The following is a 263-nucleotide window of genomic DNA, read 5'->3' as shown; positions in this document are numbered from 1 at the left end:
CAGGTAGGCGTACCGGCGCCGGTCGAACGGCCGGTCCAGCTGCGCGCCGGCCATCGCCGGTTGTGACGGGTCGAACATGTCGCGCACCCGAGACAGCCGCGCCGTGGTCGAGGTCAGGTCGAGCCGGTAGCCGAACAGGTCGGCCAGGTCCTGACGCAATGGCCCGGCCCACCGGCGGACCAGCGGCAGCGCCTCGACGTTCGGGTAGGTGGTGGTGATCAGCGGCGAGTTCAGCAGCAGCCGCGCGGCGCGCTGGTAGGCGG

General features: G+C 72.6%; 1 protein-coding gene. It reads right to left on the bottom strand.

Features of this window, described 5'->3' with window-relative positions; translation table 11 throughout:
• Positions 1-263 (bottom strand): DUF2398 family protein (locus tag ACLJNW_RS25890; protein WP_410961464.1); only part of this gene is annotated, 263 nt, incomplete at both ends.

The organism is Salmonella sp. SAL4457, from assembly GCF_046548235.1.
Taxonomy (GTDB): domain Bacteria; phylum Pseudomonadota; class Gammaproteobacteria; order Enterobacterales; family Enterobacteriaceae; genus Salmonella; species Salmonella enterica.
The sequence above is the reverse complement of the archived record's forward strand: the minus strand, read 5'-3'. Positions and strand labels throughout refer to the sequence as shown.